We start from the raw sequence: 19,896 nt of genomic DNA on the forward strand, positions 1-19,896 counted from the left end.
TGCTCATGGTAATGCCTTTTATATGAACAGCTTTCTGATACTCGTAAGATGTATACACAGAACCTTGGTCGCTATGTAACACGCAGTTCTCAGGCAGTGCTGGGAGCTGATGAAGTGTGTTTAAGACAAAGTCTGTGTCCTGCTTATCACCAATCGTAAAAGCAATCACTTCTCCATTATATAAATCCAATATACTGGAAAGATACAATTGTTTCTGTCCATAAGGCAAATACGTGATGTCCGTTACTAGTTTTTCAAGAGGGCGATCAGACTGAAAGTTCCGATCCAGTATATTACCGGCCACGGCATAGGGCTGCCCATTCTTCTTACGCTTTTTCATTTTAACCCGGCACTGCCACTGGTTTTTCTGCATGATACGTTGAACAGTTTTATGGTTAATACGCATTCTCATTTTTAGTATGGCTGTGATTTTTCGATATCCATATCGATACTTGTGCTTTCGGCACAACGTGCCGATTTGTTTCTCTAGTTGTCTCTTAGAATGATTCTGAGTCAGATCCTTTTTCCATCTATAATACGAAGTGCGTGAGATGCCTAAAGGGACACAGATGTCCTGTACCGTCATCGTTTTGCGCAATTCTTCTACCAGTTCGATTGACGTTTCCTTATCAACTTCCTTTCCAATTCGTTGTACTTTTTTAAAACTTCATTCTGTTGTCTCAGATAGCGATTTTCTGCCTGTAGTCTCTCTAATTCGGAAGAGTACTCGGGGCCCTTTCCATAGGTATATTGTTTTCCAACAGGCTGTTCGAATCGGTGTATATCCCCAGCCTTATACCACCTCACCCATGTCTGAACCTGTGTCTTATTCCTGATATTCAATTCCCGCATGATCTCTTTCATAGGTACGCCTGCCAATCTCATTTCTACAGCCTTCCGTTTGACTTCAACCGGATAACTCACTCTTGTCCCCATAGAAAAAAACACCTCCACGTCTTATTTCGGATAACAACGATCCGTTTTCAAACTTGAAGGTGTTTTTTATTTGTCTCACTTTATGGGGTCAGTCCCTACAAGGGAGCTTTCTTCTTACCTTTTATATGGCCGTTTCATCGTTCGATGCGGTTTTTTAGCGCGGGGCTCTCCAAATACTTCGCCAAGAAGCATGCCTTGAACAACAGTGTTTTGGTTGACCTTGTCAATGATGTGCGGCTTCATTTCCACAGCTGAGGCTTTCGGCCTTGTCAGCTGCCTTTCAAGCGATTGAAACTCTTTGTTTAACTCACTTTTTCTTTCTTCCATTTCAGCAAGTGTATCCGTATAGCGATCTTGTAAGGACTGCGATGTGTTTTTCTTCATCCCGCCATGATCATGTACATCGCCAAAATCGTGGTCCGTCACGACTAGGTCTGGACTTTTTTGTTTTGTTTGCTGCTTTTGGGGCATTGGCTTACGCTGAGGAGCCGGCTTGTTTTGCTGGTTCTTTTGTTCATTCTCTTCTTGTTTGCCGATTTTCCCAAAGACAGCAGAGATGATACCGATGATAATCGCAATTAGTAGCGGGTTTTCAAATAGAATGTCCAATGGGCTCCCTCCTTAAAGCGTGAGAGGATGCTTATTTGTTTTCATGATCAGATGGACCTTTTGTCATTTTACCAAATGAATCTCTCATATCCGTATCAGCATCGATATTCTTAATGTTCATGTAGTCCATGACTCCAATATTGCCTTCGCGTAGTGCTTCAGCCATTGCAAGTGGTACTTCAGCCTCTGCTTCTACTACTTTCGCGCGCATTTCTTCAACTTTTGCACGCATTTCTTGTTCTTGTGCAACAGCCATTGCGCGGCGTTCTTCCGCTTTAGCCTGTGCAATGTTTTTGTCTGCTTCTGCTTGGTCTGTTTGCAGAATAGCCCCAATGTTCTTACCGATATCAACATCTGCGATATCAATCGAGAGAATTTCAAACGCAGTACCTGAATCTAATCCTTTACCAAGAACCGTTTGAGAAATCATATCAGGATTTTCTAGAACCTTTTTATGATTATTTGATGAACCGATTGTAGAGACAATCCCTTCACCTACACGAGCAATGATTGTTTCTTCCCCTGCACCACCAACAAGTCGTTCGATGTTTGCGCGAACTGTAATACGTGCTTTTGCTTTCACTTCAATCCCGTCCATCGCAACACCTGAGATAAATGGTGTTTCAATCACTTTAGGGTTTACACTCATTTGTACAGCTTCAAGTACGTCACGGCCTGCTAGGTCGATCGCTGCACAGCGTGCAAAGTTCAATTCGATATTCGCACGTTGAGCCGCGATCAATGCATTCACAACACGGTCAACGTTACCACCTGCAAGGTAGTGGCTTTCTAACTGGTTAATCGTCACATCAAGACCTGCTTTATGTGCTTTGATGAGCGGGTTGACCACTCGGTTTGGAATTACTCGGCGAAGTCTCATTCCTACAAGTGTAAAAATGCTCACTCTTACGCCAGCCGCTAGGGCAGAAATCCACAGCATCACCGGTACAAAGGTGAAGAAGATCGATAGAACGATCAAACCTGCTGCGATAATCACAAATAATAGTAAAGTAGATGGATCCATTTTATTCCTCCTATAAAATCAGTATATCTATACTTTCCTCACGACAATGCGTGAGCCTTCCGCTTTGACAATTTTTACTTGTTCATCCTTGTCGATAAATGCACCTTCTGACACAACATCAATACGCTCATCTCCGAGTACAATCGTACCGGATGGACGAAGTGCTGTTGCTGTCACTGCGATTTGTCCAACAAGATCCTCTCTTGTTTCATTTGAGACATAACCACTTTCTTTATTGGTTGAATCGGTTAAAATGAACTTTTTAAAAAATTTCATACGTTTCCCCAACACCTTTGTCAATAAAATAACTGCTATGATTGAAACAGCAGTGGCAATCAAGATGGAAATCGCCATTTCTGTAAAGCTTCCAGCTGCTAAAAATAAGCTGACAACAACACAGATTAGTCCAATGGCACCTAAGATTCCCCCTGGCAAAAACAATTCCAGAATAATGAGTGCAATCCCTGCTAAAAACAGGAACAACGTCTCATATCCTGCAAAACCTGCCACGAGATGACCATAAAAGAATAGAAGAAGCGCTGTGACTCCCATGGTGCCTGGGACCCCAAAGCCGGGAGAATATAGCTCAACAATTAACCCTAAGCTTGCGATGGATAAAAGGATTGGAATGACGATTGGATGCGTGAGAAAACGCGCAACCTTTTCAGCAAAGCTCACTTCATCGTATTGAACAGAAGTGTCTGCTAAGTTCAGCTTCTGAAGCAAGTCATCCAGATTTTTCGCTTCTCCTTCTGCATAACCGAATTGAAGCGCCCGGTCTGTGTTGAAGGTGAGCAATTCTCCTTTTGGTGCACCGGCTTCTTTTGCATCTATATCTACATCTGCCATCGCAAGAGCATACTTTGGATCACGCCCCTGCTTTTCGGCAGCATCACTCATTTCAGCAAGCCATAGAGATTCAGATTTTTGATCGGCAGCATTGCCTTCTCCATCAATGATCGCAGCAGCCCCCATCTTTCCGTTCGGGGTCATATAAATTTGGTCGGCATTTAATGCAAGGAAGGCCCCGGCTGAAAGCGCTCTATGATTGACAAACGCTGTCACAGGGATATCAGACGCACGAATGGTATCTGCGATTTCAAGCGCCGCATCAACTGCACCACCTGGTGTATTGATGTCGAAAATAATATGTTTCGCCCGTTCCGACTTTGCTTGCTCAAATGATCGTTCAATGAATTTAGAAAGTCCCTTTTCTACTGTATCTTCAATTGGAATGACATGAACTTTCTGATCTGCTGATTTCGCGGTCAATTGAACCCCTAATAACAAGCATATTATAAAACAACTGAAGAGAGCAATAGAAATTTTTATTTTTTTCATCTATTTGGTGATCCCTCCTCTCTTTCTTTTATTTTACCGTTCCTTTACATACGTTACAAATGTATCATAGGTTTCATTTTTATATGACAGATTGATGGTGGCACAAAAAAAGTACCCTTCTAACAATAGAAGGATACTTTTTTATTGAGACAGCTGCTCGCTGACAAGTCTGTTAATGACAGCACCATCAGCTTTACCTTTTACTTTTGGCATAATAGCGCTCATCACTTTACCCATATCAGCCTTCGATGAAGCACCTGTTTCAGCGATCGTTTCTTTCACGACCGTTTGCAGTTCTTCTTCAGAAAGCTGTTCAGGTAAATAAACGTCTAAGATGTCAATCTCTTTTTGAACTTTATCTACTAAATCTAAGCGATTAGCTTTCGAAAATTCATGGAGGGAGTCTTTACGTTGCTTAATCTCACGAGAAAGAACGGTCAGTTCCTCATCGCCGGTCAAACTGTCTTTCTTAAGCTTAATTGCTTCATTTTGTAGTGAAGCCTTTACCATTCGAATGACAGCAAGCTTGTCTTTCTCACGGTTTTTCATCATCAGCTTCATATCAGAATTTAATTGCTCAAGAAGACTCATAAATCCACCCTCTTTTAAAATTTACGTTTTCTAGCAGCTTCGGACTTTTTCTTGCGCTTTACGCTAGGCTTTTCATAAAATTCACGCTTTCTTGCTTCTTGCAATGTTCCAGTTTTGGATACACTGCGTTTAAAGCGACGAAGAGCATCTTCAAGCGATTCGTTTTTTCTAACGACCGTTTTTGACATTCTCTTTCCCTCCCTCCGAATACACCAATCGACTGCATTAAAAAAAGATATACATGCAAACATGTACCTAGACATTATAATATAAGCCTAGTGTGAGGTCAACTAAGTGATTTGGAAATATATTTTCGTCATGAGCAGGTAGACAAGTCCATATATTCATTGGTAAGAGGAGGACTTTTCTATGATGGCGATCATTTATTTTTGTGCACTTATTTTCATTTTTTTATGGTCAATGGGTTTGCTGAGAAAAGGATTAATGGCACTGACATCGTCTCGTATTGAGAAATCGCTTCTTCTCTTTACAGATCACCCGGTGAAAGCATTCTTGGTCAGTATTGTGTTTACAGGCGTGCTTCAAAGCAGTTCGGCGTTTATGGTCATTGTCATCGGCTTTGTGAGTACAGGCATTCTGACTTTCAAAAAATCAATTCCAATGATCCTTGGGACCAATATCGGATCCACGTTCACGACAGAATTTATCGCGATTAAAATGGACGTGTTCATGTGGGTTTTAATTGCTACCGGTCTTGTATGTATCATTTTTGGTCAAAGGTCCTTCAGGCATGCAGGAAAAAGTCTATTTGGTCTTGGGATGATCTTTTTTTGCATTCAAGGCTTTTCAAAAATTGCGGGTATGATGACAAGTCAACCGGAAACGCTACGTTTTCTTGAAATGATGCAGCACTCAGATTGGACAGCAATTCTGTCGGGCACAATCCTCACTGCCATTGTTCATTCAAGCTCTGTATGCATTGGTATTTTAATGGGATTTATGAATGAAGGGACTGTGGCGTTGCAGGAGGGAATCAGCTTTGTATTAGGATCGAATGTTGGCACATGCATTACAGCTGTCATGGCTGCGATCTCTGGCGGATTGGCAGCACGTCAAACGGCTTATGCACATGTTGTATTTAATGTTCTTGGGGTTTTATTATGCCTGCCATTTCTCACACTCATAACGCAATTTGTCGCACTTTTAGCGAGCTCTCCAGCACAGCAAATCGCGCATTTCAGTCTATTGTTTAATGTCGCCAGCTCGTTATTGTTCTTCCCGCTCATCCGCCCCTTTCATGCAATGATTTTGTTCCTTTTACCAAATCAAACATAAAAGAAAACCGGCCCCCTAGTGGCAGCCGGTTCTTGTCTCTCTTATGATGTCATTCTCACTTCGTCTGGTTGAATGTCTTCACTCATACGAACGAACTGTCCTTCGTTATAAGGGTAGCCAGCTTTCGTGATTTTCACTTTCACCAATCGACCGATCATATCTTCTGATCCTTCAAAAACGACCTTCATATAGTTATCTGTATAACCAACATAAAGATTGTGTTCTCCATCTTGTTCTTTGAAGGATTCTTCTGGAATAATCTCTAGGACATCTCCTTCATATGCCGATGCATATTCTTTCGCAAGCTGGTCAGAAAGAGCGATCAATCGGTGAACGCGTTCGTTTTTCACATGTTCATCCACTTGATCTTCCATTCTTGCAGCCGGAGTACCTGTACGTTTGCTGTAAGGGAATACGTGGAGCTCAGAGAATTGATGGTCTTTGACAAAATTGTACGTTTCCATAAACTCTTCTTCTGTTTCCCCAGGGAATCCAACAATCACATCAGAAGTCACCGCCAGGCCTGGCAATGCTTTTTTCAGCTTTGTTAAACGCTCTGCAAAGAATTCCATCGTATATTTACGGCGCATTCTTTTCAGCACAGTATTAGAGCCAGATTGAAGCGGAATGTGCAGGTGTCTGACAATTTTATCTGACTGATCCAGCACTTCAATCACTTCGTCTGTAATTTGACTTGCCTCAATTGATGAAATGCGGATTCGTTTTAAGCCGATGACACGTTCATCTAATTCTTTCAGAAGCTTAGCAAAGTGATAATCCTTTAGGTCTTCTCCGTATCCGCCTGTATGAATGCCGGTTAACACAATTTCTTTATAGCCGGCATCAACAAGCTGCTGCGCTTGATTGATAACCTCTTCAGGATCACGAGAACGAAGAAGTCCGCGAGCCCACGGAATGATGCAGAATGTGCAGAAATTGTTACAGCCTTCTTGGATTTTTAATGACGCACGCGTTCTATCTGTAAAGGCAGGAACATCCAGCTCTTCAAACACCCGTGCTTTCATGATATTGCCAACTCCGTTAATAGGCTGTCTTTCTCTGCGGTATTCTTCAATATAACCAAGCAATTTATGTCTGTCTTGTGTTCCAACCACAATATCAACGCCAGGGATCGCCATGATTTCTGCCGGAGACGTTTGCGCATAACAGCCTGTTACACAAATGACACCATCCGGGTTATGACGAATGGCTCTTCTAATGACTTGGCGGCTTTTCTTATCGCCTGTATTCGTGACCGTACATGTATTAATCACATATACGTCTGCTTTTGATTCATAATCTTTTCTTTCATAGCCAGCTTCTTTAAACAGCTGCCAGATGGCTTCTGTTTCATAGTGATTGACCTTACAGCCAAGTGTATGGAACGCTACTGTTCCCATCATGATTCACCTCTTAATAACTCTGTTTGATAAGATATAGCAGAAAGCGCGTAAAGAGGAGCTGTTTCTGTTCTTAAAATGCGTGGTCCGAGCCCGCAAATGACTGCACCAAGCGTTTCAAGCTCTTCAATCTCCTTTTCTGCCAAACCGCCTTCAGGGCCAAAAACCACTAATAAGGTTTGTCCGCCTTTCATCTGTTGAAGCACAGTTTGAAATCGGCTTTGCTCTCCTTCTTTCGATGATTCTTCGTATGCAACGACACATTTATCGAATTCATCAGCCAACTGTGTCAGCTCTTTAAACGTTGATACTGGATGGACACGGGGAATGATATTCCGGTAGGACTGCTCGGCTGCTTCCTTCGCAATTTTCTCCCAGCGCTCACGTTTTTTATGTGACTTTTTTTGGTCAAGCTTTGTAATAGAACGAGCCGCTTGAAACGGGACAAAAGCACTTGCGCCAAGCTCGGTGCCTTTTTGGATAATCAGCTCAAGCTTATCTCCTTTTGGCAGACCACTCGCTATCGTTACGCTGATCGGAAGTTCTCTGTTCTGATTCGTCCAGCCTTCAAGGTGACAAATCACTTCTTCCTTTGTTATTTTATCAATTTTACTGAGCGCTTCAAAGCCGTCTGTCGTTAAGCAAAGGATTTCCTGCCCTGCTTTCATTCGCATGACATTTGAAAGGTGATGTACATCTTCACCTTTTATGACGCTGGCTCCCTTTGCCATCACTTCTTCTTTCGTGAGGTCGATAAAATATCGTTGCATACGTGTCCTGACACCTACTCGCTTTATTTTTTCGCTATAATGCTGACCCAATCTTCCATTGACAGCACTTCAACAATGTCAAAACCAGCTTCTTCTAAAGCCGTTTTGACTTGTAATTTCTTTTGTCCGATGATGCCTGATGTAATGAAATAGCCATCTTTCTTCAATAAGTCATATGCTTGATCTGTAAAGCGTAAGATGACCTCTGCAAGAATGTTGGCAACGATCACATCACGTTCACCTGAGATACCATCAAGTAGATTGTTTTGTTTCACAGTCACTTGTTCACTAACACCATTTAGTTCGATGTTCTGCTTCGCACTTTCAACCGCAACGGTATCGAGATCAAAGGCCTGAATGTCCTTTGCACCAAGCATCGCTGCTGCAACACTTAAAATTCCAGATCCTGTTCCAACATCAATCACCGTATCGTTTTCCTTCACATAGCGCTCAAGCGCCTGAATGCAAAGGACTGTCGTTGGATGCGTACCTGTTCCAAATGCCATTCCAGGATCCATTTCAATGATCAGTTCATCAGAATGAACAGGTGTATATTCTTCCCACGTTGGAACGATGGTGAATTTTTCAGAGATTTTCACAGGATGATAGTATTTCTTCCATGCGGTTGCCCATTCTTCTTCATTTACTTCACAAATGGACAGCGTATTTCGTCCAAGGTCAATATCGTATAGAAGAAGATTGTTGATGGCTTCTTTGATCTCATCTACCGTTTCCATCAAAAAGCTATTCATCGGAAGATAGGCTTTCACAATAACCCCTTCATCCGGATAATCATTCGGATCGAGCTGGTAGATCTCACCGTATACATTTTCACGTTCCTTGATTAAATCAAGCGGGTCCTCAATCACGACACCACTTGCACCTGCTTCATGCAAAATATTGGTGACCGGTTCCACCGCTTCATTTGTTGTATGGACGCTAATCTCTGACCACTTCAATACTACCAACTCCTTATCCGTCTTACTCGCCTTTAAATGCGCGTTTTACCTTATCGAAGAAGCTCATTTCTTGTTCGTCTGGTTTATTTCCGCTCACTTCAGCAAATTTTCTAATGATATCTTTTTGATTGTCAGTTAAATTCGTCGGTGTGACGACACGTACAACGATATGCTGATCGCCTTGGCCATAGCCGCGTACATTTTTCACACCTTTTCCTTTGAGTCTAAACTTTGTTCCAGTTTGAGTGCCTGCAGGAATTTTTAATTTTACTTTTCCGTGTAATGTCGGCACTTCAATTTCGTCGCCTAATGCAGCTTGCGCGAAGGTAAGCGGCATTTCGCAGTAAATGTCATCTCCGTCACGTTCGAAGAATTCATGCGCACGTACATGGAACACAACGAATAGATCGCCTGGAGGTCCTCCATTTACACCTGGTTCACCTTGACCAGATACTCTGAGCTGCTGACCATCATCAACACCTGCCGGGATCGTTACGTTGATTTTCTTACGCTTACGCACTTGACCAGATCCACCGCATGTTGAACATTTGTGGTCAATTTGTTTTCCTGTTCCGCTACAGTAATTACATACTCTGCGGTTGACGACTTTACCAAATGGGGTTGATTGCTCGACATTTAATTGGCCAGAACCGCCGCAATGTGAACATGTCTTCGCTTGCGTCCCAGGCTTTGCACCTGAGCCATGACATGTTTCACAAGATTCTTCACGAGGAATTTCAATGGTCGCTTCCTTCCCAAATGCCGCTTCTTCAAACGAAAGCGTCATTGTATATTGAAGGTCCGCTCCTTGACGCGGTGCATTTGGATCTCTTCTTCTGGCACCGCCGCCAAAAATACTAGAGAAGATGTCATCAAAGCCGCCGAAGCCGCCAAAGTCTCCCCCTCCACCAAAACCGCCGCCGCCAAAGCCTTGGTTTGGATCGGTATGACCGAACTGATCATAATGCGCACGTTTTTGATCGTCAGAAATGGTTTCATAGGCTTCTTTTACTTCTTTGAATTTCTCATCTGAGCCAGCTTCTTTATTAATATCAGGGTGATACTTTTTTGAAAGCTTGCGGTATGCCTTTTTGATTTCGTCCTTTGAGGCGTTCTTACCAACGCCAAGCACTTCATAGTAATCACGCTTACTCATCTCTTCACACTCCCGATTTTCTCACATAAATACGATTGTATCACTTTGATTTAACCTTTTTCAATTCCTTTTCATGTTGAAAAGAAAAAAGTCAAAGCCAAGAGATCCTGACTTTGACTTTCTGACGAGTACGTTTCAGCAGTCTTTTTCAAAAGTAAAGGTGATTATTTTTTCTCTTGATCGTCGTTTACTTCTTCGTATTCTGCATCCACTACATTGTCATCTGCTTTTTGAGCACCTTCAGCGCCTTCTTGCTGAGCTTGTGCTTGTTTTGCAGCTTCTTCATAGAGCTTTGTCGTTAATTCTTGAACGATTGTTTGCAGCTCATCTTTTTTCGCTTTGATGTCTTCAAGCTCGCCTTTTTCGATCCCAGCTTTTAAAGCATCTTTCGCATCATTTGCTTTTTTGACTTGCTCTTCATCGATTTTGCCTTCTAGATCTTTTAATGTTTTTTCAGTTGTGAACACTAATTGATCTGCTTCATTGCGCACTTCGATTTCTTCTTTTTTCTTTGCATCTGCTTCAGCATTTTCTTCTGCTTCTTTGACCATTTTTTCGATCTCATCATCAGAAAGACCTGAAGAAGATTTGATTGTGATGTTTTGCTCTTTGCCTGTACCCATATCTTTCGCACGTACGTTCACAATACCGTTTTTATCGATATCAAAAGATACTTCGATTTGCGGTACGCCGCGTGGTGCTGGCGGGATATCAGTCAATTGGAAGCGGCCTAATGTTTTATTATCTGCAGCCATTGGGCGCTCACCTTGTAAGACGTGGATGTCTACAGCTGTTTGGTTGTCAGCAGCCGTTGAGAACACTTGAGATTTACTTGTTGGAATTGTTGTATTACGTTCAATCAGCTTCGTGAATACGCCGCCCATTGTTTCAATTCCTAAAGAAAGTGGTGTTACGTCAAGAAGAACAACGTCTTTCACATCCCCTGTGATCACTCCACCTTGGATCGCTGCACCAAGTGCAACTACTTCATCAGGGTTTACACCTTTATGAGGCTCTTTACCTGTTTCTTTTTTGATCGCTTCTTGCACTGCAGGAATACGGGTTGATCCACCAACAAGGATGACTTTATCAATCTCGCTAGCAGATAAACCAGCATCTTTAAGTGATTGACGTACAGGTGTCATTGTACGCTCGACAAGCTCAGAAGATAGTTCTTCGAATTTAGCACGAGTTAACGTTAACTCAAGGTGAAGAGGTCCTGCATCTCCAGCTGTGATAAATGGCAGTGAAATTTGTGTAGATGATACACCTGAAAGATCTTTTTTCGCTTTTTCAGCAGCATCTTTTAAACGCTGAAGCGCCATTTTATCTTTAGAAAGATCAATGCCATTTTCTTTTTTGAATTCAGCCACTAGGTGATCAATGATGACTTGGTCAAAATCATCTCCACCTAAGCGGTTGTCCCCAGCAGTTGAGCGTACTTCAAAGACGCCGTCTCCAAGTTCAAGGATTGAAACGTCAAATGTACCGCCGCCAAGATCGTATACAAGAATCGTTTGATCTTCTTCTGTTTTATCTAAACCATAAGCAAGTGCAGCTGCTGTTGGTTCGTTAATGATACGTTCTACTTCAAGACCAGCAATTTTACCCGCATCTTTTGTTGCTTGACGTTCTGCATCATTGAAGTAAGCAGGAACTGTGATCACAGCTTTTGTTACTTCTTCGCCAAGATAGCCTTCAGCGTAAGATTTAAGATGTTGAAGAATGATTGCAGAGATTTCCTGCGGTGTATAGTTCTTGCCTTCAACTTCTACTTTATAATCAGTACCCATATGTCTTTTCACAGACATGATTGTGTTCGGGTTTGTAATTGATTGACGTTTTGCTACTTCACCTACTTGGCGCTCTCCGTTTTTAAAAGCGACAACAGATGGTGTTGTACGTGCTCCTTCAGCGTTTGCAATGACTTTTGGCTCGCCGCCTTCAAGTACTGCAACACATGAGTTTGTTGTTCCTAAGTCAATCCCAATGATTTTACTCATATTCGATGACCTCCCATTATGTTATGTAGTTATTGATTTACTTTTACCATTGATGGACGAATGACTCGGTCTTTGAGTTTATAGCCCTTTTGCAATTCTTCTACAACGATATTTGAATCGAAGTTTTCATCTTCAACTTGCATGACGGCTTGATGAAGGTTTGGATCGAACTCTTTGCCGACAGCTTCAATTGGTTCAACGCCTTCATTTTTCAACGCTTCTACCAGCTGGCGGTAAACCATTTGCATTCCTTCTAACAAACTTTTCGTCTGCTCATTGTCTGGATCGATTCCAAGCGCTCTTTCAAAGTTGTCAAGAGCTGGGAGAAGATCGCTGACAACATGTTGAGAACGATATTTTTGCACGGTCTCCACTTCAGTTCGAGCACGGCGTTTATAGTTTTCAAAATCTGCTTGAACACGCAGAATTTTGTTTTCTTTTTCGTCTAGAAGCTGCTGCAATTCATCGATTTTCTCTTGGAAGGCAGACTGTTCATCATGCATTACTTCCTCAGTATCTGCTTGAACTGCTTCTTCTTGTGCTTCAACCTCTGCTTCTTGCTCAGGTGTCTGTTTTTCTTCTGACATTGTGTTCACCTCCCTCAAAAGATTCAAGAATACGAAGGGGCTGCGCCCCCGCTTTTCATCACCCTACTCATCATACAAATTGGAAAGTGCGTTTGACAAGTCTTTTGATACATGATGCAGGAGACTGACGACCCGGCCGTAATCCATGCGGGTTGGACCGATGACGGCAATGGAGCCGAGAGATTTTTGATCAATCGAATAGGTCGCTGTGATTAAGCTGCAATTCTCCATTGCTTCCAAATTGTTTTCTGAGCCAATTTTAATGGTGATTCCTTGCTGATTTGGATGAAACAGCTGCATGACATCATTCTTTTGCTCAATAAGCATCATAAGTGAACGAATGCGGTCAATGTCATGAAACTCCGGCTGATTCAACATATTAATCTTCCCGCCAAAGAAAAGTTTTGATTCATTTTGTGTCGATGTAAATGTGTTGCCAAGCGCATCTAAAATATGATCATAATCTTTTAAATGCATGCGAAGCAGCATGACAACTTCTTTGTACATCCTGTCCTTCAGCTGATCCATCGGGATTCCTGCTAAGCGGCTGTTTAAAATATTCATCAGCTTCTCAATATCGGAGACATCGAGATGCTCAGAGAAGGTAATGGTTTTGTTTTCAACATGGCCGCTGTCTGTAATCATGATCGCCACTGCTTTGTTTGGCTGAACAGGGACAAGCTGAATTTGCTTTAATCGATTTTCACTTAGCTTTGGACCCAGCACAATCGATGTATAGTTTGTGAGATCTGATAAAATTTCCGCCGATTTTTGAACTGTTTTTTCCAGCTCAAAAATTTTCTCCTGAAAAGCTGACTGGATGAGCACAAGCTCTTTAGATGACAGTTTTCGCGGAGAGAGCAAATGATCTACATAATAGCGATATCCTTTTTGGGAAGGAATTCTTCCTGACGAAGAATGGGTCTTTTCAATAAAACCAAGTTCCTCCAAATCAGCCATTTCGTTTCTAATCGTCGCAGAGCTGAATGTGATGTCTTCTTTTTTAGAAAGAGTCCTTGATCCAACTGGCTGCGCCGAACGAATAAAGTCATTAATGATGACTTGCAGAATCAAAAGCTGACGATTTGTTAACATCATCATCACCCCTGTTAGCACTCTCTTCCAACGAGTGCTAATTGTATAAACAAAATTACCAAACTCAAATTAAAATGTCAATTATAACTCACCGAGAAACGCTTGAAATACTTCATTTCCTAACAATTTTCCTTTTCTTGTTAAACGAATCCCAATGTCATCTTGTACAAGGAGACCTTTTTCTTCTAATTCTTCAAGAACAGTGGAAAAGAGCGCCTCTGGCGTTGCTCCATATTTCGCTTGGAAATGGGCGCTTTTAACACCTTCGATTTTCCGGAGACCTAAAAACATTTCTTCTTCGATTTGTTCTGCTTTTGTCACCTGATGTGTTTCCTTATATGGGAACCCTGTTTGTTCAATCAGTTCCAAATAATGTTTCACTGGTCCAGCGTTCACATTTCGGATACCATCTACATAGCCGTGCGCCCCTGCACCAAAACCGAAGTAATCTTCATTGCTCCAATATGTGAGGTTATGCTGGCTTTCAAAGCCCGCTTTGGCGTAATTGCTAATTTCATATTGCTTTAATCCGTGGCGCTCCATTTCATCCATGATAAGCTCATACATTTCAGCCTCACGTTCTTGCGGCGGCAAATGCAGTTTGCCTTTTTGCATTAAGTTGTAAAAAACCGTTTTCGGCTCCACAATGAGTGAATAGACAGAATAGTGCTCTGCACCTAATGAAAAAGCCGTCTCAAGTGAATTCATGACATGGTGCTTTTCTTGATGAGGCAAACCAAACATGAGGTCGAGACTAATGTTGTCAAACCCAACCGCTCTTGCTCGTTCGAAAGACGTTAGGACATCTTTCTGTTGATGAACTCGTCCGATTTTTTTGAGCAAATCGTCTTCAAATGTTTGTACGCCAAAGCTCAGCCGATTCACGCCTGCTGATTTCAGGACATGCAGCTTATCAAGCGATAGTTCGTCTGGGTTTGCTTCAACTGCAAATTCAATCAGATTTTTTGTCGGCTTTAATACGCGGTGAATACTGTCCATGAGCTGATCTAGCTGGCTGACTGTCAGTGATGTCGGGGTTCCCCCGCCAATAAAGATCGTCTTTAGTTCTTGCTCGCCTTTTTGCTCGATCGTGTGCTGCATTTCTTTTTCAAGAGCGGCTAAGTATTCATCTACTGGCTGCGTTTTAATGAAAAATTTATTGAAATCACAATAGTGACAAATGTGCTCACAAAATGGAATGTGAATATATGCTGCTTTCATTTGATGACACCTTCTTTACAGGTAAAGAGCCGCAGTTTATCGCTGCGGCAACTTTGTTTGTTTTCGACTATAAACGTCAAGGCGTGCATTGTAAAGCAGGTTGCCTTGAGGATATTATTTTTTCGGTGTGCTGTCGTCCATTTTCAGGACAGCCATAAATGCTTCTTGCGGGACTTCAACAGAGCCCACTTGCTTCATGCGCTTTTTCCCTTCTTTTTGCTTCTCAAGAAGCTTTCTTTTCCGGGAAATATCTCCACCATAACACTTAGCAAGTACGTTTTTACGCATCGCTTTAATAGTAGATCGAGCAACGATTTTTTGACCGATCGCCGCCTGAACTGGTACTTCAAAGTGCTGGCGTGGAATGAGTTCTTTCAGCTTTTCTACAATGAGCTTTCCTCGTTCATATGCATAATCGCGGTGAACAATGAAGGAAAGGGCATCGATTTTTTCGCCATTTAGCATGATATCCATTTTCACTAGAGTGGATGGACGATAGCCAATCAGCTCATAATCAAAGGACGCATACCCTTTTGTATTGGACTTTAGCTGGTCAAAAAATTCGTATACGATCTCTGCCAAAGGAATTTCGTAAACAATGCTGACGCGGTTTGCATCAAGATATTGCATATCAATGAAATTACCACGCTTTCCTTGGCAAAGCTCCATAACAGAGCCTACATAATCATTCGGCACCATCATTGTTGCCTTCACGTATGGTTCTTCAATTCGTTCAATCTTTTGCGGATCAGGCAGATTGGACGGGTTATCTACAACGATTTTTTCTCCGTCTGTCATATACACATCGTAAATAACACTTGGTGCTGTCGTAATGAGGTCAATTTTAAATTCACGTTCAATCCGTTCTTGGATGATTTCCATATGAAGCATTCCAAGAAAGCCGCAGCGGAAACCGAAGCCAAGTGCTTGGGATGTCTCTGCCTCATATTGAAGTGAAGAATCATTTAATTCAAGCTTTTCTAACGCTTCACGTAAGTCGTTATATTTCGCTGTGTCAATTGGATAAAGTCCGCAGTACACCATTGGGTTCAGCTTTCTGTATCCTGGCAGTGCTTCTTTCGCAGGGTTCTCCGCACTTGTGATCGTATCCCCTACACGTGTATCACCGACATTTTTAATCGCAGCTGTTAAGTAGCCAACATCTCCAACGGTAAGTTCGTCTGTTGGCATTGCTTTCGGTGTGAAAACGCCGACTTCAAGCACTTCAAATTCTTTGCCTGTCGCCATCATTTTGATTTTCTGACCTGGCTTTACTGTTCCTTCAACTATTCGTATGTACGCAATAACGCCTCGATACGCATCATAAAGGGAGTCAAAAATAAGGGCTTGAAGCGGTGCTTCTGGATCTCCAGCTGGAGCCGGTACTTTTTCTACGATTTGTTCTAAAATATCCTCGATCCCAATGCCCGCCTTAGCAGAGGTCAGAACAGCTTCAGACGCATCCAAACCGATGACATCTTCAATTTCTTCTCTTACACGCTCAGGCTCTGCACTTGGCAGATCGATTTTATTGATAATCGGCAGAATTTCTAAGTTGTTATCAAGAGCTAAATAAACGTTCGCAAGTGTCTGTGCTTCAATTCCTTGTGCCGCATCTACAACAAGAATCGCCCCTTCACAGGCAGCTAGGCTTCGGGATACCTCATAGGTGAAGTCGACATGCCCTGGTGTATCAATCAGGTGCATAATATATTCTTCTCCATCCTTCGCCTTATATTTCAGCTGGACAGAGTTTAATTTAATCGTAATGCCGCGTTCACGCTCTAAGTCCATGGAATCAAGTAATTGTTCTTTCATTTCTCGTTGAGTAATCGCCGCTGTTTTTTCCAAAATACGGTCCGCCAATGTGGATTTCCCATGGTCAATATGGGCGATAATGGAGAAATTTCGAATTCTTGATTGCCGTTCTAATCGTTTTTCTTTATCTGTCACAATCTATCACTCCTACTATAAAACGCGGGTTGCGCTAGGTTAGATTATATCAATAGGGCTGTAAAGATTCAATCGAAATCAAGAAAAGCCGCTCATCGGTGTAAGCGGCTTTTCTCAAAAGGGTGATATCTCATGAAATGAAATCCATGGTGGTGCTAAATTGAATGGTTATTTGCCATTCACCCAATCATAAAGAGAACGGGCTGCGCGTGTCATGCCATCAGATAAGGCTTTTCCGGCCTTGGAGAAGGCATTAAAGCTCTCTATTTCTTCAAGCTGCTTTTGTTTTTCAGCTAAATCTTTTTCTGTGACAGCCGTTCCTAAGATAGAAGCTTCTCTTTCTTGATCGTCGTTCATTTGAATAGAGAAAGCCCCTTTTAATTGCGGATCATGGTAGCCCTTCATTTGCAGCATACCGTGATTGGCTTGCTGCATTCCTAAAAAGACACCAAACAGCAAAACCAATCCTAAAATAATGGTTTTTCCAATAAATGAGCCCATATCCGTCACCACCTTAAGAACGTTTTTTCTCATCCTTTGCTTTACCATTTACTTTTTCTGCGTCCCAGAAAATTTCACTGAACACATCAGCCGCTGCATTGGATGCATTTTTCAATTCTTCCATATTATTATCCACTCCGCCAAATTCTAAAAGAAGGGCTTTATCAGATAAATCTTGATTATAGATTCCATTATCGCCAATTTCTCCTTTGGCAAACACTCCAACGCTGAGACCTTTATATTTTTTCTCCATCAAATGGTGGAACTCCGTTGCCAGCTTTAAATTTTTCTCATAGCTTTGATTCTTCTTCCCCACAACGAACGCGATTCTCGCATATTTCTTTCCTTTGATCTCCACAGTGGTATCTTTCTTTCTCCTTGAGTCACGGTGAATATCAATTAAATATTCGAGGTCATCGTTTGCAGCAAGGGCTTCTTTCACGACCAATCTGGATTCATTATACGACTGCGGATACTTTAACCCTTTTTGCAGGAGCCTTTTTTCAATTTCAGTTTTGTCAACTGTATTACCGATTCCTTGCTGATCGAGCGCTTTTCCAAACATGTCTCCGACAAGGGTGACGTTCACTTTTGAGTGCCGTGCATTGTTTGGGTTCGTTTCTCCTTTTAAAAATGGTAAATATGATTCCGTATTATGTGTGTGATAAATGTACACGGCTTTTCGTTTCCCTGTCGAACGGTCCGGCTCTTTAGCAGGCTTTTTCGGCTCATCCTCATCGAGCTTGTCCAGCTCAGCTAAATTCGCTTCTTTCTCATCTTTGATGACTTCACTTGGCGGCGGCGATTCCATTGGCATGTTGGTATAGTCTGTTCCTTCACCCGCTAAGATGATTTTTGTATCAAAATGTTCAAAGCCTGGCAGCTCTCTTCCTAGAAAACTGCGCGGATCTTCTAAATTGATACTTGTCGCAAGCTTGAGTGACAGTCCAGAGAAATTGAACCCTTTTTGATCTTCTGGAACTGTTGAGGCGAAATATTGGTTTTCCATTCCCATCAGTGTGGCAAAGAATGCTCCTGACAGCTCATCAGCTACACCATATAACGAAGCTTGAGGTCTAAGCTCAGGTTTTAAAGATGTCAAAGCCCCTGACATGACAAACATGACAACAAGAGAGGCAATAAACAAGAAAATACTTTTCACTACTTTGGTTCCATTAATCGCAACGACCAACTGTCGAGGACGGCGGGGTCTTTTTTTCATGATTTACTCCCTCCAGCACGCTTTCTAGTAATTACACTATGAGCGAGCTAGAGAAAGTAGAACCGATTAATGATTATAAGAACCCATGTTACCTTGAGAGATTTTTTGATGAAGCGCTGTGTTTAATCCATTGGCGAGTACGTTTGCCATATCATCAATGAATGTATCCACTTCCTTCGGCGTCACCATTAAATTTTGTCCTAGCGGCGCAAGCACTTCATGGATCAGCTGTCTTTTCTCTTCATCAGGAAGCGTTCCTACTATTCCTAAGAATGATTGACGCGTTTCTTCATCTGGTAAGTCTTCTTCGTTTAGCACTTTTTTCTTCCCAAATGTCAGACCAGCCGGCACAAGAGAGCGGGAGGGTCTATCATCTTTCAGTTCTCTACCAAAATGCTTTAAGACATAATCAATCGTGTCATTTGCGATCGTCACTGCATCAACCACTGTCGGGACGCCAATCGCAATCACTGGAATACCCAAGGTTTCTTTGCTTAATTCCTTGCGCTTATTCCCTACACCAGATCCTGGATGGATGCCTGTATCAGACATTTGAATCGTTGTATTCACCCGTTCCACCGCACGAGCAGCAAGTGCATCTATGGCAATCACAAAATCGGGTTTGGAACGTTCGATCACACCTTGTATAATGTCACTTGTTTCAATTCCAGTCAGTCCCATCACACCAGGTGATAAAGAGGACACTGGGCGATAGCCTTCCTGTACATTTTCCGGCTGCAATTCAAATAGATGACGGGTCACAAGCAGGTTTTCAACTGTGAGTGGCCCTAACGCATCTGGCGTGACATTCCAGTTTCCTAGTCCCACTACAAGACAGCTCGCATCTGCCTGAATTCCCCGGTCTTTTAAAAACTGAGCAAAATGATGTGCGAAGACTTCGACTACTTTTTCTTGCATCTCAGAATCCTTCTCCCGAATGCCCTGCGCCTCAAGCGTCAAGTATGTACCTGTCTTTTTCCCCGTCAGCTCTTCTCCTTCTTTCGTAATCTCCACAGTGCGTATGCGGATCCCGTGCTCTTCCTTTTCCTTCTCGACAATCCCTTGAATGCCATCATTTTTGACGACATTAGGATCGTTCTCTTGTTCTAATATCTCTTTTGTTTCAACGGCCAAGTCTGTCCGGATTTGATAAGCGCTTAAATCGAGTTTCTGTTTCTTCATGAAAAGTCTCCTTCCACCAAGTAATTAACAGTAGTCTTTCCATCTCTTTC

General features: G+C 42.2%; 18 protein-coding genes and 1 pseudogene. 1 reads left to right on the plus strand and 18 read right to left on the minus strand.

Going from position 1 to position 19,896, the window contains the following annotated elements; all coding sequences use genetic code 11:
- The 6 genes and pseudogenes from ACSLGF_RS08920 to rpsU form a co-directional block, all read right to left on the minus strand.
- Positions 1-936, minus strand: a pseudogene (locus ACSLGF_RS08920) (IS3 family transposase); the annotation flags it as partial.
- Between the two features lie 114 nt (positions 937-1,050).
- The gene (locus ACSLGF_RS08925; RefSeq protein ID WP_456004490.1) at positions 1,051-1,545 is read right to left on the minus strand and encodes a hypothetical protein; all 495 of its coding nucleotides are present in this window, start codon (positions 1,543-1,545) and stop codon (positions 1,051-1,053) included.
- Between the two features lie 31 nt (positions 1,546-1,576).
- Positions 1,577-2,569, minus strand: a complete 993-nt coding sequence (gene floA, locus ACSLGF_RS08930; RefSeq protein WP_099726603.1) for a flotillin-like protein FloA — start codon at positions 2,567-2,569, stop codon at positions 1,577-1,579.
- A 27-nt stretch (positions 2,570-2,596) separates the two neighbouring features.
- Positions 2,597-3,910 carry an NfeD family protein gene (locus ACSLGF_RS08935; RefSeq protein WP_456004492.1) on the minus strand — a complete coding sequence of 438 codons (1,314 nt, stop codon included), beginning with the start codon at positions 3,908-3,910 and terminating at the stop codon, positions 2,597-2,599.
- A gap of 141 nt (positions 3,911-4,051) precedes the next feature.
- The gene (locus tag ACSLGF_RS08940; protein WP_249705052.1) at positions 4,052-4,501 is read right to left on the minus strand and encodes a GatB/YqeY domain-containing protein; all 450 of its coding nucleotides are present in this window, start codon (positions 4,499-4,501) and stop codon (positions 4,052-4,054) included.
- A gap of 14 nt (positions 4,502-4,515) precedes the next feature.
- Positions 4,516-4,689, minus strand: a complete 174-nt coding sequence (gene rpsU / locus ACSLGF_RS08945; RefSeq protein WP_003152957.1) for a 30S ribosomal protein S21 — start codon at positions 4,687-4,689, stop codon at positions 4,516-4,518.
- Positions 4,690-4,870: 181 nt separating this feature from the next.
- Here rpsU and ACSLGF_RS08950 point away from each other — a divergent pair, with 181 nt between their 5' ends.
- Positions 4,871-5,797, plus strand: a complete 927-nt coding sequence (locus tag ACSLGF_RS08950) for a Na/Pi symporter (protein WP_456004495.1) — start codon at positions 4,871-4,873, stop codon at positions 5,795-5,797.
- 41 nt (positions 5,798-5,838) lie between these two features.
- Here the strand turns inward: ACSLGF_RS08950 and mtaB are convergent, their stop codons facing one another.
- From mtaB to gpr, 12 genes are all read right to left on the minus strand, one after another.
- On the minus strand, positions 5,839-7,197 hold the full coding sequence (gene mtaB / locus ACSLGF_RS08955) for a tRNA (N(6)-L-threonylcarbamoyladenosine(37)-C(2))-methylthiotransferase MtaB (protein ID WP_456004755.1): 1,359 nt from the start codon (positions 7,195-7,197) through the stop codon (positions 5,839-5,841).
- Positions 7,197-7,967, minus strand: coding sequence for a 16S rRNA (uracil(1498)-N(3))-methyltransferase (locus ACSLGF_RS08960; RefSeq protein WP_456004497.1), 771 nt, complete (start codon positions 7,965-7,967; stop codon positions 7,197-7,199). Before ACSLGF_RS08960 ends, mtaB begins: the two co-directional genes overlap by 1 nt.
- A gap of 23 nt (positions 7,968-7,990) precedes the next feature.
- Positions 7,991-8,926 carry a 50S ribosomal protein L11 methyltransferase gene (prmA, locus tag ACSLGF_RS08965; protein ID WP_230030409.1) on the minus strand — a complete coding sequence of 312 codons (936 nt, stop codon included), beginning with the start codon at positions 8,924-8,926 and terminating at the stop codon, positions 7,991-7,993.
- Between the two features lie 22 nt (positions 8,927-8,948).
- Positions 8,949-10,082, minus strand: a complete 1,134-nt coding sequence (gene dnaJ / locus ACSLGF_RS08970; RefSeq protein WP_456004499.1) for a molecular chaperone DnaJ — start codon at positions 10,080-10,082, stop codon at positions 8,949-8,951.
- Between the two features lie 164 nt (positions 10,083-10,246).
- Complete coding sequence (gene dnaK / locus ACSLGF_RS08975) at positions 10,247-12,085, minus strand: molecular chaperone DnaK (RefSeq protein ID WP_456004502.1); 1,839 nt, start codon at positions 12,083-12,085, stop codon at positions 10,247-10,249.
- A 29-nt stretch (positions 12,086-12,114) separates the two neighbouring features.
- Entirely contained in the window at positions 12,115-12,672 is a 558-nt protein-coding gene (grpE, locus tag ACSLGF_RS08980; protein ID WP_099726594.1) for a nucleotide exchange factor GrpE, read from the minus strand.
- A 63-nt stretch (positions 12,673-12,735) separates the two neighbouring features.
- On the minus strand, positions 12,736-13,767 hold the full coding sequence (gene hrcA / locus ACSLGF_RS08985; protein WP_456004505.1) for a heat-inducible transcriptional repressor HrcA: 1,032 nt from the start codon (positions 13,765-13,767) through the stop codon (positions 12,736-12,738).
- Between the two features lie 81 nt (positions 13,768-13,848).
- Positions 13,849-14,988 carry a radical SAM family heme chaperone HemW gene (gene hemW, locus ACSLGF_RS08990; RefSeq protein WP_456004508.1) on the minus strand — a complete coding sequence of 380 codons (1,140 nt, stop codon included), beginning with the start codon at positions 14,986-14,988 and terminating at the stop codon, positions 13,849-13,851.
- 114 nt (positions 14,989-15,102) lie between these two features.
- Positions 15,103-16,941 carry a translation elongation factor 4 gene (gene lepA, locus ACSLGF_RS08995; protein WP_099726591.1) on the minus strand — a complete coding sequence of 613 codons (1,839 nt, stop codon included), beginning with the start codon at positions 16,939-16,941 and terminating at the stop codon, positions 15,103-15,105.
- A 168-nt stretch (positions 16,942-17,109) separates the two neighbouring features.
- Positions 17,110-17,442 carry a YqxA family protein gene (locus ACSLGF_RS09000; RefSeq protein WP_456004511.1) on the minus strand — a complete coding sequence of 111 codons (333 nt, stop codon included), beginning with the start codon at positions 17,440-17,442 and terminating at the stop codon, positions 17,110-17,112.
- A gap of 13 nt (positions 17,443-17,455) precedes the next feature.
- Entirely contained in the window at positions 17,456-18,664 is a 1,209-nt protein-coding gene (locus tag ACSLGF_RS09005; RefSeq protein ID WP_456004514.1) for a stage II sporulation protein P, read from the minus strand.
- Between the two features lie 66 nt (positions 18,665-18,730).
- Positions 18,731-19,846, minus strand: a complete 1,116-nt coding sequence (gene gpr, locus ACSLGF_RS09010) for a GPR endopeptidase (protein ID WP_456004516.1) — start codon at positions 19,844-19,846, stop codon at positions 18,731-18,733.
- Positions 19,847-19,896: the final 50 nt, after the last annotated feature.

The organism is Bacillus sp. A015 (genome assembly GCF_053851875.1).

Coding starts and splice junctions, on each gene's coding strand:
- grpE (WP_099726594.1), bottom strand. CDS start 12,672: ATGTCAGAAGAAAAACAGACACCTGAGCAAGAAGCAGAGGTTGAAGCA.
- dnaK (WP_456004502.1), bottom strand. CDS start 12,085: ATGAGTAAAATCATTGGGATTGACTTAGGAACAACAAACTCATGTGTT.
- ACSLGF_RS08940 (WP_249705052.1), bottom strand. CDS start 4,501: ATGAGTCTTCTTGAGCAATTAAATTCTGATATGAAGCTGATGATGAAA.
- ACSLGF_RS08950 (WP_456004495.1), top strand. CDS start 4,871: ATGATGGCGATCATTTATTTTTGTGCACTTATTTTCATTTTTTTATGG.
- hrcA (WP_456004505.1), bottom strand. CDS start 13,767: ATGTTAACAAATCGTCAGCTTTTGATTCTGCAAGTCATCATTAATGAC.
- mtaB (WP_456004755.1), bottom strand. CDS start 7,197: ATGGGAACAGTAGCGTTCCATACACTTGGCTGTAAGGTCAATCACTAT.
- ACSLGF_RS09000 (WP_456004511.1), bottom strand. CDS start 17,442: ATGGGCTCATTTATTGGAAAAACCATTATTTTAGGATTGGTTTTGCTG.
- floA (WP_099726603.1), bottom strand. CDS start 2,569: ATGGATCCATCTACTTTACTATTATTTGTGATTATCGCAGCAGGTTTG.
- dnaJ (WP_456004499.1), bottom strand. CDS start 10,082: ATGAGTAAGCGTGATTACTATGAAGTGCTTGGCGTTGGTAAGAACGCC.
- hemW (WP_456004508.1), bottom strand. CDS start 14,988: ATGAAAGCAGCATATATTCACATTCCATTTTGTGAGCACATTTGTCAC.
- ACSLGF_RS08935 (WP_456004492.1), bottom strand. CDS start 3,910: ATGAAAAAAATAAAAATTTCTATTGCTCTCTTCAGTTGTTTTATAATA.
- ACSLGF_RS08960 (WP_456004497.1), bottom strand. CDS start 7,967: ATGCAACGATATTTTATCGACCTCACGAAAGAAGAAGTGATGGCAAAG.
- gpr (WP_456004516.1), bottom strand. CDS start 19,846: ATGAAGAAACAGAAACTCGATTTAAGCGCTTATCAAATCCGGACAGAC.
- ACSLGF_RS09005 (WP_456004514.1), bottom strand. CDS start 18,664: ATGAAAAAAAGACCCCGCCGTCCTCGACAGTTGGTCGTTGCGATTAAT.
- rpsU (WP_003152957.1), bottom strand. CDS start 4,689: ATGTCAAAAACGGTCGTTAGAAAAAACGAATCGCTTGAAGATGCTCTT.